The 15,588-nt window shown below is 32.2% G+C and carries 8 protein-coding genes and 2 pseudogenes; 7 read left to right on the top strand and 3 right to left on the bottom strand.

Features of this window, described 5'->3' with window-relative positions; translation table 11 throughout:
- Positions 1–295: 295 nt before the first annotated feature.
- The 4 genes from SAY88_RS23325 to SAY88_RS23310 all read left to right on the top strand — a co-directional run bounded on the left by SAY88_RS23325 (position 296) and on the right by SAY88_RS23310 (position 9,107).
- Positions 296–1,849 carry a hypothetical protein gene (locus SAY88_RS23325; protein ID WP_332634728.1) on the top strand — a complete coding sequence of 518 codons (1,554 nt, stop codon included), beginning with the start codon at positions 296–298 and terminating at the stop codon, positions 1,847–1,849.
- A 1,230-nt stretch (positions 1,850–3,079) separates the two neighbouring features.
- Positions 3,080–4,015, top strand: a complete 936-nt coding sequence (locus SAY88_RS23320) for a hypothetical protein (RefSeq protein ID WP_332634726.1) — start codon at positions 3,080–3,082, stop codon at positions 4,013–4,015.
- A gap of 477 nt (positions 4,016–4,492) precedes the next feature.
- A complete protein-coding gene (locus SAY88_RS23315) occupies positions 4,493–4,891 on the top strand; it encodes a hypothetical protein (protein WP_332634725.1) in 399 nt (132 codons plus the stop codon).
- Positions 4,892–4,937: 46 nt separating this feature from the next.
- Entirely contained in the window at positions 4,938–9,107 is a 4,170-nt protein-coding gene (locus SAY88_RS23310) for an NACHT domain-containing protein (RefSeq protein ID WP_332634724.1), read from the top strand.
- Positions 9,108–9,543: 436 nt separating this feature from the next.
- On the opposite strand, the gene SAY88_RS23305 is transcribed toward SAY88_RS23310, so the two are convergent.
- On the bottom strand, positions 9,544–10,422 hold the full coding sequence (locus tag SAY88_RS23305) for an AraC family transcriptional regulator (protein ID WP_332634723.1): 879 nt from the start codon (positions 10,420–10,422) through the stop codon (positions 9,544–9,546).
- A 113-nt stretch (positions 10,423–10,535) separates the two neighbouring features.
- Between SAY88_RS23305 and SAY88_RS23300 the strand changes: the two genes are divergently transcribed.
- On the top strand, positions 10,536–12,200 hold the full coding sequence (locus SAY88_RS23300) for a glycoside hydrolase family 13 protein (protein WP_332634721.1): 1,665 nt from the start codon (positions 10,536–10,538) through the stop codon (positions 12,198–12,200).
- Positions 12,193–13,615: pseudogene (locus SAY88_RS23295) on the top strand (sucrose-specific PTS transporter subunit IIBC). Before SAY88_RS23300 ends, SAY88_RS23295 begins: the two are co-directional and overlap by 8 nt.
- 836 nt (positions 13,616–14,451) lie before the next feature.
- On the opposite strand, the gene SAY88_RS23290 reads toward SAY88_RS23295, so the two are convergent.
- Positions 14,452–14,823, bottom strand: coding sequence for a hypothetical protein (locus SAY88_RS23290; protein WP_332634720.1), 372 nt, complete (start codon positions 14,821–14,823; stop codon positions 14,452–14,454).
- Positions 14,824–15,056: 233 nt separating this feature from the next.
- The gene (locus SAY88_RS23285; RefSeq protein ID WP_332634719.1) at positions 15,057–15,266 is read right to left on the bottom strand and encodes a hypothetical protein; all 210 of its coding nucleotides are present in this window, start codon (positions 15,264–15,266) and stop codon (positions 15,057–15,059) included.
- Positions 15,267–15,382: 116 nt separating this feature from the next.
- Here SAY88_RS23285 and SAY88_RS23280 point away from each other — a divergent pair.
- Positions 15,383–15,588 (top strand): annotated as a pseudogene (locus SAY88_RS23280) (hypothetical protein); the annotation flags it as partial.

Here is a 15,588-nt window from a genome sequence, read left to right as displayed (position 1 = left end):
ACAACCTTTCTTCTATATAGTGTAACAAATCTATAGAAACTTAACTAAGTTGTGTCCATGAAACTATACTAGCATCAGGTTGATAAGAGTATAAAATTTATGTATAATAATCAATAATAAAGTATATATAGTTTATAAAGATTAACTATAAGTAATCTATGAGATAATTTAATACATTTAAAACGTGGAAGCACCACACTAAGAGCCGATGGGTAGAAATACCTGCATCGATTTATTAGTGGTGCTTTTTTCTGTTTTGTTATAAATTAAATGACTCTAAAGAGGTGAGATGAAAATGAACTTTGGTATACATACTGCAAAATTGGATAGAGAACTTTTAAGAGCTATCGCCAAAAAGGAAATCGTTATGTCAAAAACAGCTATAAACCTCATCTTCCACCTACTTCCATATGTGGACCATGACGGAAGAATTCATCTCGATAAAGAATTAGTAAAAAAACAAATGTACTGCGAAAGACGTTCTTTCCGTAGAGCTTTAGATGAATTATGCGAAATTACATACAGAGGTAAGAAACTATTAACTTTTGAAAATGGTTACTACGTTTCTAGTTTCCACGTGTCTACAAAAGGGGCGGACTCTTACCTAAAGCACCTTCCAATCTTCACTTCGCCTGAATTCTTGGAATTAACCTTAAACCAAACACGACTATTTCTTTATGTCGCAACATTAAACGTATGGAATCAAGATACGAAGGTAGCTATTGAAAACCTCTATAAAAACACGTTACATAACGATAAATTTGGCATGCCTGTTTATCACAGTTATCAAGACATGGTTGAGGATTTATTTTATCTCATCGACAATGGCTTCGTTTCCGCACGCCTTCCAGGAGAAACCTCTGAAATCGATAAAAACAATAGCAATTACAAGGAATTGTTTAACCAGATGTGCGGATTTGTAAACAACAAGAAAAAACGCACCAGCAAATATAAAAAGAATAATCATGTGATCGGTCTTAAAGTAGCAACTGAGACATTCCAACAGAAAGCAATATCCAATAAGGCTAGTGAAACAGAAATTCGTTTATTAGCAGAGAAGCACCACATGTTTCATGAGGATATGAAACAAGACACTTTCCATATGTTTACCGGAAAGAAAAAATCATTGATGCAGCAATTCGACGAAGCCGGACTAAACATTTATCGTGCATCCTTGGAGAAATACTTTGCTGAAAAACATGAGAACATTGTTTATTACGATTTAAAAAATAAAGCTGTTAATTACTTCGTTGACTTTTACTTATTAGAGGAAATCAAGAAGGTTATTTTATCTGCTCTTAAATTCGAAACGAAAAAAATTAGGGGAGAGGAGTTTACTTCTAAATATTCATTTAAAGAAGGCCACATCTATGGACTAGTGAACTTATTCATCGCTGATTCTAGCGAAGAACACAAAGTATTGATTGATCAAGATATACAATTAATCCAAGAAGCACACGAAGTCATGTCCTCTCGCACTGCAAAAGCACCATGGACAGACTTATCTGATTCCATAACAGCCGCTTTTGTAAAACACACATACACAGTCAAAGGAATGTTCGAAGAAGAGTGTAAGAAAAATGGCATTGATAATGCAGATATCCTTTTTGAAAAAATTGATGAAAAAGAACTGATCGTTTCCTTAGCAAGTAACTCTCTCCTTTCTCAACAAAAGAAAGCAGACGAGGAAGCTCAAAAACTAAAACAGATTGTTCGCTTTTTCAGAAAGAAAAGAATTCCACTCAGAATGAACGCCAAACTGTTAGAAAAACAAGAGCAAGAGCGACGAGAACAACAAAATAAACAACGAACCCATAAGAGTAATTTCGATTGGCTCGAACAACGATAAAGCTGTGTCCTTTTTTAAAAAAAGAAAGGATAACGGCTTATTCGTGTTGGACTTACTAGTAATCAAACAATAAACAAAGTGATCACACAACCTATACACACATATAAACCTGGCATGAATTAACTTTTAGTTCATACCAGGTTTTTTTAATGCCTATTGCTTCCATTTTTATGTAAATCCATTCAATTATAATATCAACTAAAATTGTTATACCTAAAGCAATTTTTGTTATCGTTCCATTTGTTTTATCAACTATATCAACAAGTAAATTAGGAGAAAAAAGACCATTTAACGCACCTCGTGTCATTTAGTCAGAAAAATACAAAAAAACGCCAACTACTTACCGTTGAAGGGATTGACGTTCTCTTATTTTCAAAACCGGATTTCACAATATTATTTGTTATTGTATTTGTTTATTGTATTTGTAATGAGATTTGAAATAGAATTTGTCATTCTGTTTTTAGGAAAGACAATGAATTTTTATTTATTAATAATATGAACCATTAATATAATTTCAAGATATTTTAATCTAAAGTAGAAATGCACCTTTAAAAAACTAATTCCTAATGATTTGTTCTAAAGATTAAATAATTTTATGGATAAAAAGATGGATAATAATTATCCGTCAATTATCCATCTTTTTATCCATTTTTAAGTGGTTTTAAACTCAGTAATACCATACGTTTCGGTATGGTTTTTTATAAAGTGGGGAAAACTCGATAAAATTGTTGTTAATTAGTACCCTCTAACAAAAAAATTTACGACAAATGTAGAAGAGGTCAGTTATGACTTAAGGTATACATACGTAAGGGTTAAAGTATCAAAATTAAACTTAAGGGGTTCGTTATTTTACAGCCATTGAAATGTACCACCTCTGAAATAGCTTTACCACCCAATGACCAAAAGTGTACCAAAGAGTAACAGACCGTTTACCATTGTAATCTTTCTGGATATAACAGATATAACCAGAGTTTTGAAAATAAAAAGTTTATAAAGATTTGATTGATTGTCAATAAGACCGTTCTTTTGCAAGTGGTCTAGATTTTATTATTTAGTAGACTAAATACTCGCAACAAATAATTTCGTTTATGAAAGAATGTACTTTATTAAAGAGGTTTTATTTATTGGAGGTAGGAGTTCCACAATCGGCCAGATTGCTTAACAACATATTAATAATCTTGCAAAAAAGTGAATAAGGTAAAATAGTTTATTCTTGAAGGGGGAGTCTAATTGAAACATTTTAAAAGATGGATAAATCGGATTTTCAATCATAATCTTAGAAAAAAATTGACTCTTGTTATGGGATCTCAATACGAACCGCAAATATTTGGCCAACCAGTTGAACGAAACCAAACTTCATTAATAAGTACCAGAGATGTCGAAAAATACTTTCGTCCTTCCAATATCCCTATTAAAAATACCCTTGTCAAGAACATTCAATTTTTTGATCCCTATTATGAAAAAAGCTACAAAGAAATTAAACTCCCTGCAACATTAACTCGGACTCCTGATGAAACTGTTTTAAATTACTTTAGTATTTTAAGAGAGGCAGAAAACCTCACTCAAAACCAGTTGGGTGGGTGCGGAACTGTGGGGATGGCAAAGTTGCCGTATCCAATTGCTTATAACTTTTTTACTAAAGACTATCATAAAAGGGTTTCCTATAATGAATATCTTCAATCGTTTGCTGGAATTGGACATATAAATTTAATTAAGATGAACAGACTCCCTGATGAAAAAGGCCTTGTGCCTTATTTCATTGAGCTAGAAAGCATCGAAGGTTCATCAAAAGGTGTCACCTATTTTGCTTATTATTACGGCTATGTCCAATTAAAGAAAGTTCAAAACCTGTATAAAATTGACGAGATGAAATTGTACGGAGAGGACTTTCTATGTGCACCATATCACCTCTGGCAGCATGATGCGGAAGCAGTTGTTGGTATTATGTATGGAAACTGGTGCAAGTTAATAAAAAAACAGCTACCTACTAAACAAGATGGTTACGTCAAAACCATTGATTATATTGGTACGGATAGAGCCGATTATCGGTTTATTTTTTATCAATTAGCAAATGATACAGATGTATTAATATCTCAATATAAAAAGGATTCTGAAGGATACTGGGAACCCATTAGAATTGATCCTAGCAAATGTGTAAAAAACTAAGTGTGTTATTAAAGAAACTCGAACCTTTACTCATAATCACAAAAAGATACTATAGCTTTTATATGCAGCAATCGAATCGCTAATTTTGAATAAGCAAGGCGAAAAACAACAGATCTATTTGCTACACAGTTCAAGGATACTATTCAATAGAAAAAACACAGTGTGTTAGACTAAGAATATAACAACCAGATATATCGGTTGAGCTCTCCCCACCGTCCTGGCCTTGACACTGGGGCCCTACCACCTTTGGAAACCCTTGAGTAAGAAAGGAAAGGCACCTTCCATTCAACGCTCCTCCGTCGCTAGAGGATACAAAAGGGGGCCTCAAGTGTAAAGGCACCGCTACGCTCAGGACTAGATAGTGCAAGGCGAATACGTTGTTCTTCGGCTAAAAGAAAAGAAAGGGGATGAATCCGGGTGAGGTATAGGCATTTAGCTGGATTTGGAAAGCGAATAGAATATTATCTAATTTGATTAATGCTTAAAGAAGGATTAGATTGTTATGTTCCTCTTGTTGATGATGATGGAATAGACGTTGTTATAAGGAAAGCAGATGGCAGTTTTATTGAAATGCAAATCAAAGCACGGTCGAAAAATGTGAAATTTGGCGACGCTGCTTTATTCGCAGCAATGACACATGATTATCGAGATAATTACTATTTTGTGTTTTATTCAGAGCGGATGGAAACCATGTGGATAATGACCTCAGAAGAATATCTCAATGAATGTACAACGAATAAGACTGGGAAAAATGTCGGAAAAAGGAGTATATGGCTAAATGGCCGAAAGAAGAATCAAGACACAGGAGAAAGTGAAGAATATCCTTTGGACAGCCTTAGTAAATATATAGCCCGAGATTTTGCGAGATTTAGGTAGGTTTCATTGTCCTATAATTAATATGAGAAGGAAGCGGGGATAAGAAATGATACAAATAGATTGGAGGCAGTTTGGGAGGAAATTTGAAAGCTTACAAGAATCCTTTGAAGAACTATGTCATTATTTGTTTTGTAGAGAGTTAAAAGTGACAGGGGCAATTTCAGCAGATCATAATCAAAAGGGCCTAGAAACAAAACCTGTAAATTACAAAGGAAAGAGCTATGGCTATCAATCTAAATTTTTTGATATTAAAATTGATTACGGCCAAATCAGTCATTCTATTAAAAATGCACTTGAAGAATTTGATGGAGAACTTGATTATATATTTATTTACCTAAATAAGGCAGCAAGGACAAGCTGTGATAGTGCTCAAAAAATTGTGAAGATGGCAAAGGATAAAGGGGTAACAATTGTATGGAAGGATATTACATCGATAAAGACATTGCTAGTACAGCCATCAAATATTGACATAGCTCAGGCCTTTTTTGGTGTTGGAGATGAATTTAGATTTATTAAGGAAAATACCAATCAAGACATAATCACTTTGCTTCAATCAAGAGAGTATTTAGATCTACCAATTGTTACAGACAGCAATACTTATTTGTTTAGTGAAGTGATAGAGATAATTTTAAATGTCCAGGATAAAATTTCTATGGTTATTGGAAATCCTGGATCAGGTAAAAGTATTTGTATGCATAATTTCTTTCAAGAATATTCTGGATTAAATAAGCCCGACGAGAAGAGTATGCTTAATGTGCTTGAAAAAAATAATGCTATCCCTATGTTAATTAACTTAAAGTATTGTTCTAAAGAATCCTTAGAAAACTTAATTAGAAATAGACAGAATGACTATAAAATGCGTGAAGGCGTACATAATTTTATATATTTATTAGATGGGCTAGATGAAATACCAGAAACGGAAGTAGAAATTACTCTTCATTATATTAATGAGATAGTAAATAATCATAATACAAGTAAAGTGATTGTTTCATCTAGACAGGAAAGCATCAACAGAATATTAATAAAAGGTTATTTTCCAGATATAAAAGAGTACAAAATTGGAGAACTAGGTATTTCTGATATCCAGAAATACTTTGATGCTAAAAATGATACTAAAAAAATAAGATTACTTGATGAATTGAAAACTGAAAGTCAATTGTTATCAGAAATTAAAGACATATTATTAATAAGATCGTTATGGGATGTTATTGATAAGGGGAATTCCAAAAATTATATTATCGATATTTTAAAGTTGAAAATCGAATCGATAATTGATGATGTTGAACATAAAAAATTACTCAATCATCTAAACATACCAAATCCAAAGAAAAATGAAATAATTGAGTTAAATAAATTAATTTCATATGAGATGCAAAAATATTTCACATTAAATTTTTCAAACAAAAAGGTTTATGAGCTAGTCCTTAATAAATATCCAAGAATTGATTATAAAGATGCAAATCAAATTGTTGCTTATCTAGCTGAGAGCTTTTTTGAGAAAAACTATAATCAAGAATCGCTTGATTATTTTTCATACGTATATCAGCACAGGAGATTTCAAGAATATTTTTTTTCACAGAAATTAATAGAAGAATATGAGGTTAACCCCAATGTTCTAAGAGATTTACGTGTATTATCAAACAGAAAATTTTTTGAAGAATTTTTCATGCAGGTATTAAGACAGGAATACTCTTACAAAAATAATTTAGCAGGGATGATTGAACTAAATCTTATAAATGTTTATCTGGGGAAGAATAAAGCCTGGGGTGCAGATGATCCATCTTATTTGCATTCTGAGGAATTAACCAAAGCAATTGCAGTACAAAGGGATGAGATATTCGAATCGTTAACTACTGAAGAAAACCTACCTTTAGCCAGTCATTTAAGCGGTGACTTAGAAAAAATTCTTGGAGAAATAGAAGATAGAAATACCAACAAACAATACAAAAATATCATACCAAATCCATTAGAAGAAAAGATACGAAGTGTCCTTAGAAACATAGTAGTTTGTTGGAAAAATGGAAAATTTAATCTATCAAAGGAATTGGTGGATAAACTAGTTCTATTAAATAGAAAAATAGAGGAAAATTATAAGGATTTTTCAAAGCATTTTTCTAATGCTGTTATTAAAGATATAAAAAATTTCTTATTTATTCAGCTTTATATAATGGAACAGAATGCTATTAATGTTCTTGAAGATCTTGTGAGAAAGAACTATATTGACGATGAAAAAGGTTATATGCTTGCTGAAACACATGATGAGCAAATTATAAAAGCATTTTTAAAGTGTATATTAGATAAGAGAAGTGACGACATAGTAGACTTGATAGGTTTACTAAATGATAAAGAATTAGTGGCATTATTAGAATTATTTTGTCAAACAGACTATTTACACTATTTATGGGAAGGTAGAATTAATCAAGCATTATCCGCAAGGATAGAACGGATGTCTGTAGATGAATTATTGAATAATGAAATAGGAATTGTATTTAAAAATTATTTGGGTATGGATATTTCTGAAGAAGAGAGGGAAGCTCTAACTAATTTTTGGAATAGCTTGAGTGATAAAAGGTATATAGATTTATTTACTCATAAAGAATATAATCAAATTTATTCATTTATTACTGTTGCATGTAATAAACATGTAGACTTTTTCAGTAGAGGATTTGTGGATGCGAAAGCTATCTACGTTGATTTGTATAAAGGGTATTTTGATTTACTAGAGAATAAAATCAGTATTGGAAAGGTAGTAAAGAGGTTTTGTGATTGCAATGACATACTTTCGTCTTCGAATAATTACATTTATTCGTTCTCAAAAGCTTGGGCCAGCATACTGACAAATGCAGCAATAAATATAGATAAATTAAGAAGGATTAAAGATTATTTATTTTCAAATACAGACCAAGTTAGCGTACTTACAATCCTTTGTTACATAAAAGAGAAAAACATAGACTTATTTAGCAAGCTGGTAGACATTTCCGAAATAGAGCAAATCGAAAAACATCTAATAAAAAATGGTCCAGAATATACATTTAGCATAGAAGATAATGTAAACAGTTGGTTTCAATTAGCATACTTATATTCCGAATTTAACGAAAATAAAAGTATCGATTGTATTTCAAAGGGGATTAATAAAGGAATATTAAGACACGGCTGGAGAAAAGACGGAATTGTAGATTTTGAACTGATAAATTCCCTTGAGTTAATGGTTGAAAACAATTTTATTAGTAAGGAAAAAAATAGAGCAATAATCCAAAAGGTATTTAAATATCTTTCCTTTCTAGGGAAAATTACTGATGATTCTGGTGATTGGAGAGCTTTTGAGAAGTTACTCAGAATTACCAGTAGGATTGATCTAGATCTTGCAGAGGAATTTCTGAGGATAATGAAGCAGGAGGATTTATTATTTAATGAGTTAGTTACGGTTTTTTTAATTGAAAAGGTCTATCATATAAATGATATAAGCGAATTACAAAAAGTAATGGATCTTTATAGGATAGAGCATGACGGTTATCATGGAAGAAATTATGAATCATATTATCGAGAAAAAATTAAGGTTTACTTTGAAGTTTTAGAAGCAGGTATATTTGAAGATGAAGAAGAAAAAGATGCCTTTGATCAAGCATATTTCTGTTTTGAAAACATCAAAAGGCACAGCGATGAAGCAATAATCAATGACTTAGATGTATACAATAGGTATAAACAATTATGTGAAGTATATGGCAAGGAATGCAATGCAGTATTTAAAGCGACAACAAATATCGAACAAGAAACTAGTTCAAGGGAAAATTTGATAGATAGTGAATTGTTAAAACTGCTTAATGAGGTTGAGGATCAAGATGCCTTAAATGATATATATAACAAAATAAATGAACCATCCAATGTAGTAAAAACACAAGAAGTATGGAATAAAATCGTTAATAAGACTCATAAGATAACGTCATCTTTAGAAATGTTTTTTGATTACCTGAAGAAGATATATTATTCACATTTTTATTACTCAGCAAATTCGGACTATGTTGACTTTGGCGTTGCATACGCTTTAAGTAAAATAGATATGAGACAAGATATGCTTAATTTTATATATGAAAACAGCGGGCATAATGGGTTTTATACAATGATAAAGGTATATTCTATAAATGGAAATAAAGAAGAATGCTTAAAGCTTTTTCATAGGTTTATAAGGTTTTGTGATTTCTTAGTATTTGCTGAATGAGGTTAATGAAGGATTGAAATTGTGTTGTTTTTGATTAGACCCCCTATTCTTGAGGGGGGGACATCTTTGCGCAAAATCAACTATTTGCGTTTCAGTATCATGATTACGCACACAACACACAAAGAGAATGTCGCATTACTTGAAATAAAATATTGATTAAATGAGCCCAAATTGGGCTCATTTTTGAATTATTTTCTTTTCTGCACCAAACAGGCCAGGTTGTTTAACAAGGCATTTTGATAGAAATGCAAAAACGTAGATGGTTTTGTGAAAAAGATACTTAGTAAAGGCAGTAAGTAATAGTAATATGGAAGATGAGGTTATTATTTTACTACGTAGTAGACTAATACTACGCAGCAAATGTCCTCATTTTAGCCGACTTTGTGAAAGAATGTAACTAACGAGGTTAATTAAAGTATGATCAATACTCTTATTATTATTTTGAAATATCTCGCACATCAAATTTCTTTCTATATTGGGATGGAGAATATCGCTTATGCTCTTTAAACTTCCGAATGAAATAGCTGAAATTTTCAAAACCAACCATAAAGGAAATATCCAAGACTTTTAGATTACTGCTTTTTAATAACTCAGCTGCTTTTTCACATCGATATTCATTTATATAGGTAATAGGTGTTCTGCCAATTACCTCATGAAAATATTTTGAGAAATAGTTTTTATTCATATTTAAAAGAGAGGCTAAGTCTTCAAGTAATATTTTTTTATCGTAATTATCCTGGATATAGGTAATTACTTTTTTTATATTTTCCTGTTTTTCTTTCACATTTGTTTGTAGTTTCAAAAAAAGGTTTCTTTCAAAAAGTGCAAAAATAATTTCGAGTAACGTGATCTTAATATTTAATGCAGAGAGTTCAGATACGGATTTGTTTATTTTAATAACTTTTATTAATTTATCAGCAATATCATTTTTAAATTTTCCTTCAATCTGAACGAAAGAAGGAAAACGTAAAAATCCTTTTGTTATAGGTTTTATTATAGAATTTTGGCTCGTATCGGGATAGTCAAAATTTAATATCTGTGGGTGAAATACGATAGCATGATGGATCGAGGGACCTGTTGAGGAAACTTGGTGCAAGTCCCCAGAATTAATAAAAATAAACTGCCCCTTCGTTACTTGTACTATTTCTGAATTAATGATAACTTCCATCACTCCGTCCTCAACAAAGATAAATTCTAATTCCTCATGCCAATGATAGCCTACATGATAATCTTTTTCTCTAACCTTACTGTAAACGTGAAATGGAAATAATGGAGTACCATGAATTGAGTTTTCTTTTAACGATGACTTTTTCATAATAAATCCCCTAAAGTGAAAATAGTGTTACTTTTTTTATGAAAGTGCAAGAAGTAATAGTTCGTAATCATTATACTGAACTTGTAAGCGCAACACAAAGGGGAGGATTTAAAATGAAAAAAACAAAGCAAAATTGGTGGCATAAAAGTGTTATTTATCAAATATATCCTCGCAGCTTTTATGATAGTAATGGTGACGGAATTGGCGATTTACAGGGGATTATAAGCAAATTAGATTATTTAAAAAAATTAGGGATTGATGTCATTTGGTTAAGTCCAGTTTATAAGTCTCCCAATGTAGATAATGGTTATGATATTAGTGATTACTACTCCATTTTATCGGAATATGGAACAATGGAAGATATGAATAAATTGCTACTTGAAAGCGAAAAAAGAGGCATAAAAATCATTATGGATCTAGTAGTAAACCACACTTCAGATCAGCATCCTTGGTTCATTGAAGCAAAAAAATCGAAAGATAATCCTTATAGAGATTATTATATTTGGCGTGACCCTGTGAATGGTCAGGTGCCAAATGAATTAAAATCTAATTTTGGCGGTTCAGCCTGGGAGTATGATAAAAATACAAACCAGTATTATTTACATTTCTATAGCAAAGAGCAACCTGATTTGAATTGGGAACATGAAGAAATGAAAAAGAGTATCTGGGATATGATGAATTATTGGATTGATAAAGGTATTAGTGGTTTTAGAATGGACGTTATTGATTTAATTGGGAAGGACCCAGATCAACAAATAAAAGAAAACGGTCCCAAACTACATGAATATTTGCAAGAAATGTATAAAGAGACTTTTGGGAAGCATGATTTATTAACTGTCGGAGAAACATGGGGAGCTACAACTGAAAATGCTAAATTATACTCCGACCCTGAACGTGAAGAATTAAATATGGTCTTTCAATTTGAACATTTGCAATTGGATAAGATACCTGGAAAGCAAAGATGGGACTTAAAGAAATTAGAATTAATAGAATTAAAACAAGTGTTAAGTAAATGGCAGTATGCTCTAGATCAAAATGGTTGGAATAGTCTTTTCTGGAATAACCACGACTTACCACGGATTGTATCTAGGTGGGGGAATGATCGTGAGTATCGGGTAGAATCGGCAAAAATGTTAGCAACATTATTACATGGAATGAAGGGCACACCATATGTTTACCAAGGAGAAGAAATTGGTATGACGAATGCTGCTTTTGATTCGATTGATGATTATATAGATATTGAAACTCAAAATATTTACAAAGAACGACTAGCTGCTGGTTTTAGCGAAGAAGAAATAATGAAATCGTTTTATATGAAAGCAAGAGACAATGCTAGAACCCCAATGCAATGGTCTAATGATATAAATGCAGGTTTTTCTACAGGGAAACCATGGATGAAACTCAATCCTAATTACACATTCATTAACGTTGAAAGCGCAATTAATGATTCAGAGTCCATCTTCTATCACTATCAAAAATTAATTAAGATGAGAAAGAATAATAAAACTCTTGTTTATGGTACTTATCAACTCTTAAATCCTGGTGATGAAAATATTTATGCGTATGAACGTATTTTAGGGGAAGAAAAGCTTTTAATTGTTTGTAACTTTTACGAACATGTTCAAGATTTTTCATATACAATTGCGACCAATGAAAATGTAGAAATTCTATTAAGTAATTATAATGACTCTAGTTTAGAAGTGAAGAATCTAACATTAAGACCATATGAAGCGATTATCTATAAAATACAACAAGAAAGGCTTGAGAAAAATGAGTAAAAAAATAGATCAAACAGCTCAACAAATTTTAGAAACGATTGGCGGACCAGAAAATATCATAAGTGCAGCCCATTGTGCCACTCGTCTACGTTTAGTATTGAAGGACGAATCAATAGTAAAAACGGAAGAATTAGGGAATATAGAACTCGTAAAAGGTCAATTTAGCAGCTCTGGACAATATCAAGTTATTATAGGGGCGGGCACTGTCAATGAAGTTTATGCTTCATTGATCAAACTCGCCAATATTACCGAATCAACCTAAATCAGAAGTGAAAAAAGAAGCGGACAAAAAAATGAATGTCGTTCAAAAGTTAGTTAAACTGCTATCTGACATTTTTGTACCTATTATTCCTGCCCTAGTTGCTGCAGGACTACTAATGGGTATAAATAATGTTTTAACTTCTCAAGGATTGTTTGTAGAAGGGAAGTCACTAATTGACCTTTACCCGCAAATTACTGACCTAGCTGATATGATTAATGTCTTTGCGAATGCAGCTTTTGTTTTTCTCCCTATATTAATTGGTTTTTCTGCGACGAAAATGTTTGGTGGGAATCCTTATTTAGGAGCAGTTATGGGAATGATCATGGTACATCCCGCTCTTTTAAATGCATATGGATATGGTGATGCGGTACTTAATGATTCTGTCCCTGTTTGGAACATTTTTGGGTTAACAATTGAAAAAGTAGGGTATCAAGGTACTGTTTTCCCTATACTTGCTGCAGCATTTATCTTGGCCTGGACTGAGAAGAACTTGCGTAAAATTATTCCTTCCGTGCTCGATAACTTATTAACACCTTTACTAACTGTTTTCATTACAAGTTTTCTTACTTTCACTATTGTAGGCGGTATCATGAGGTCAGCTGGTGACCTTTTATCAGATGGTTTGGTATGGATTTACGATACACTTGGTTTGTTCGGAGGCGCTATTTTTGGCTTTATTATGGCGCCGCTAACATTAACAGGTATGCATCATAGTCTTCTCCCGATTGATATTCAGTTAATTGCAGCAGGAGGATCTTTCTTACTTGCCCTTGTAGCGTGTAACAACGTTGCTCAGGGAGGAGCAACGTTTGCTGCTATGCTCCTTACAAAAGATAAGAAAATGAAAAGTATTGCAGTGTCCTCAGGTATATCTGCGTTACTAGGAATTACAGAGCCTGCCATGTTTGGTGTAAATCTTAAGATGAAATATCCGTTTTATGCAGCGATGATCGGCTCGGCAATAGGGTGCTCTTATGCTGCGTTAGCTCAAATTACAAACGTAGCACCAGGACCAGCTGGCGTTATTGGATTTGTTACAATTGAAGCTGGTGGTGTTATTAACTTTATTATAGCTGTAACTATTTCTCTTATAGCATCATTCTTACTAACGATAATTATGTCTAAATCTAAAAGATTAAATAAAAGCTTATAAAACAAACCCTGTATAATCAAGCGTATCTTTAAAAAAGAGCGATCAAAAAAGATCGCTTTTTTCTTCAACGAACGGATGCTTATATTGAAGAAGAACAACTACCAAAATAAACTCATTTGCTGCATAGTACAAAAATACTATTCATTAGAAAAGGATATTCCACATGGGTTCATTGCGGAAGACCATAAGCCTAATTCTTCGGTAAAAATAAGGAGGAGTAGGTTTTTGTATTTTGCAGAAAAATACACATAGTACAATTGCGCATGCGGAGTATTACAACTTGAGATGGAGCTTCTATGGGCATGCTCCTGTAGCCATAGGGCTTGGCTAAGCCTTAAAGGCTTGTATGGCCATCTCTCCTTGTAGCGATTGATTATTTATAATAAATGGTTTCCTATTATCGGATTTGATCAAAGCGTTAGTAAACGAGGCCGTGTGACAAAACGATATTATGTCGTTATATATGTGCTCAACATGGAAGAAAAGAAGAGGAATATTCATTCACTCATGAAAAAGTTTTATCTAGATAAAAACCCGCTCCTGCGGCAGTGAGTGGGCTTTTCATAGAATCACTAAAGGCTTTAATTAAGAATCAGGGGCGTTAGACAAACTAAACGACAATTACTAGATATTTTTAATTTTGCTCAACTTAGCTTTTACTATTATATGGTCCTTATTTAATAATAGAATAAATGACTAATTGGTAACCTCGTTCTTTAAAGTATTCAATAAATCTATATTGATTAGGAAAAGCGGTTAATAAGGCTATCTTATCCTTTGGCATATTTGTTTTAAAAATTACGCAATCTCCATTCTTGAGAGAATGCTTGTAAAGCTTATTCATTTTTATCACGTCTCTCTAAAACATATTTCTCAATGAGAGATAAGGGAATTATGTCTAGGCTTTTCTTTACCCCGATGTTAAAAATAATTAACTGTAAAACTGCAATTAATTCGTCATCATTATAGAGGAGCTTCCCTTCTCGCGGCATTTCCCATTTTTGAGGGAGAAAGGACTTGGCAGTATTGTAATCTAAATTTTGAGCTTCAAATTTAAGTTTTAAACTAGGTTTATTCCTACTATTGTTATAATCTTGGTAATAAATTTCTTTTATTTTATCTTTTGTATATGGCAAAGATACAATTATTTCTTGATCTTCTTCTAACTTCTTCTTAAAGTAGCTCTCAAATTCTTTATCTTTGTCCATTCGTGTTACAACTCCTCTGCAACTTTAATAGAGAATTGGGTATTACTTTCAATATATTTTACTCTTCAATGTTTAAGAATTATACAGTAAAACCTATATACTCTATAATTAACTAATACGTTGATGGTTTATCCAAGAAGATAATTATAAATAAAAAGGACAGAAATTTCTTTCCATCCTTTTTCAATGTGAATCTATACAGAATTTAGGTTAAGGGGAAATGTGTGCTTATCTTAGGTTACATACTTTAAAGAACGATATGCCTTAGGAGGCAATTCTCCTGCACCTACGTGTATTACTTGATACTTTTTATTTTTGTTCTCATAATCCTCGACAATCTTATCTAAATCCAATTCCCTATCTAGCTTAAGGGTATCGTTAAAAAAATCTCGTGTTTCTTGATTGTAGACAACTAACCAAAAAGTAGCTTCCATGTTTTTCATAACCTTTCACCTCATTTCTATTAATAGATTAACATCTTGAGTATTATGACTAAAATTATGAATAGCAGTATTTTTGAAAGTAGATCATTAAGAGAAATGTAAAGGAGCGGTTAGTTTTGGAAATGAGGAATGCAGCCTTAGCGGTTATAGAAAAGCAAATACTGGCATCTAAAAGCTTTTTGAAGGAAGAGTATGGCATTATGGTATTAGGTATATTTGGTTCATATTCCCGCAATGAACAAACCTTGGATCTAGGTCAATATTTTGGACACAAAAAAGTTAACTTTCTTACCAATTATCAAGTAGACTCAGGTGGCTTGAC

The organism is Halalkalibacter flavus, assembly GCF_036663575.1.
GTDB lineage: Bacteria > Bacillota > Bacilli > Bacillales > Bacillaceae_D > Halalkalibacter > Halalkalibacter flavus.
The sequence above is the reverse complement of the archived record's forward strand: the minus strand, read 5'-3'. Positions and strand labels throughout refer to the sequence as shown.

Coding starts and splice junctions, on each gene's coding strand:
- SAY88_RS23285 (WP_332634719.1), bottom strand. CDS start 15,266: ATGAAAAACATGGAAGCTACTTTTTGGTTAGTTGTCTACAATCAAGAA.
- SAY88_RS23325 (WP_332634728.1), top strand. CDS start 296: ATGAACTTTGGTATACATACTGCAAAATTGGATAGAGAACTTTTAAGA.
- SAY88_RS23290 (WP_332634720.1), bottom strand. CDS start 14,823: ATGGACAAAGATAAAGAATTTGAGAGCTACTTTAAGAAGAAGTTAGAA.
- SAY88_RS23315 (WP_332634725.1), top strand. CDS start 4,493: ATGCTTAAAGAAGGATTAGATTGTTATGTTCCTCTTGTTGATGATGAT.
- SAY88_RS23305 (WP_332634723.1), bottom strand. CDS start 10,422: ATGAAAAAGTCATCGTTAAAAGAAAACTCAATTCATGGTACTCCATTA.
- SAY88_RS23300 (WP_332634721.1), top strand. CDS start 10,536: ATGAAAAAAACAAAGCAAAATTGGTGGCATAAAAGTGTTATTTATCAA.
- SAY88_RS23310 (WP_332634724.1), top strand. CDS start 4,938: ATGATACAAATAGATTGGAGGCAGTTTGGGAGGAAATTTGAAAGCTTA.